Raw genomic sequence first — 1255 nt, 5'->3', positions numbered from 1 at the left:
AGTGACTGGCCACTTAGTCAGAAAATATGATTTCATTTGGTTAACTACTTATGGCCTGTTATCTCCCTGTCTACGCTTCGCAGTGTTCGTTACCTTCCACCACGCAAGACTCGGTACACGGCTGCCGACCACAGCTTTACCGTGACGACCATTTCAGGTCATAAGATTGTACGCGCTTCAAGGCGCAATGCCCCCGGAGCCCGTTACGTTAAACAATACAACACTCGGAGAAACTTACCTGCAATTTCTCAAAAAGAAAAAATGGCCACAGAAAGCAGTACTTCTCAAAGCTCTGAAACTGGCTGCCCTGTTGTAAGACTGCATTGGAAGGCGCTCAGGAAGTTGAGCAGAAAGAATTAATCAACTTGTTTTATTTGATGAGTCTGGATTTACACAAGAACCTTGTGTGCCATACGGCTGGCAGAAAAAAGGAAAACAAATCAAACATATACAATAGTTAATATATTGCCTCTATGAAGACAACTGTATCCACATGCTTGAAAACCATGTCCGTATGATGGTGATAAATTTTCAATAACCTGTAGATATGCAAGCCCACCTAAAGTACAATTCAGCACCTCTGCAGCATCAAAATAAAAGCGCTTACCGACCAGTGGATATAATGCTTTGAAAAGACTCTCTTTAAGAGAAAAAACCATGGAGGTATTTATTCTCTGTAGCCAACGCGAAAACTCTTTTACAACAAATCGTTTTCTCTCATCAGGCAATAATACCAAATCCATCAGCGCATCTATCTGGTCATAAGGTACAATTTGCTCCAAATCAAGCCCGATACCCTTCAATTGACCATAAGCACTCATCACGACAGAAGCAACATCATGATCACTGTGGCTGAGAGACCCAACTACGCCTTCCGGCCAGATGGGTGCACCTGATATACTACTACCGGGTGTTAACCAGCAACCCAGTAACCGATTTATTGCATCAGCAGCGCACATTCTTCCCGCTAAATACTCAGCCCTACGGCTTTTGACAGAAGAAAAATACGATTCCGGCAGCGATTGGGTCAAGCTAGCTATTGTAGCTTCGCAAACAATACTTTGATCAAACCGCCCTGAGGTAAAACACATATTCTGCTTCATTAAATGGGGCCATGGAATCTGCTGATCTGTATCCTTCAAACCATGAAGGTTCTTGTTCTCTGATAATGCATCAATCATGTGTCATTGTTTAAGTAGCTAACCATATGAAATCATATATTTCTGACTCCTTGTGCTGGCATTCCCGGCAATTG

At 42.6% G+C, this 1255-nt stretch carries 1 protein-coding gene; it reads right to left on the bottom strand.

Going from position 1 to position 1255, the window contains the following annotated elements; genetic code table 11:
• Window positions 1-440: 440 nt before the first annotated feature.
• Window positions 441-1181: a 4'-phosphopantetheinyl transferase gene (locus KDK14_RS19560; RefSeq protein WP_257266891.1), complete on the bottom strand. Its 741-nt coding sequence runs from the start codon at window positions 1179-1181 to the stop codon at window positions 441-443.
• Window positions 1182-1255 lie beyond the last annotated feature (74 nt).

Source organism: Endozoicomonas sp. ONNA2 (assembly GCF_024606365.1).
In the GTDB taxonomy this organism is placed as follows: Bacteria; Pseudomonadota; Gammaproteobacteria; order Pseudomonadales; family Endozoicomonadaceae; genus Endozoicomonas.
This window is presented reverse-complemented; position numbering and strand designations above follow the sequence as displayed.

What these genes read in the sequence shown, in the direction of transcription:
- KDK14_RS19560 (WP_257266891.1), bottom strand. Translation starts at nt 1,181, where the DNA reads ATGATTGATGCATTATCAGAGAACAAGAACCTTCATGGTTTGAAGGAT.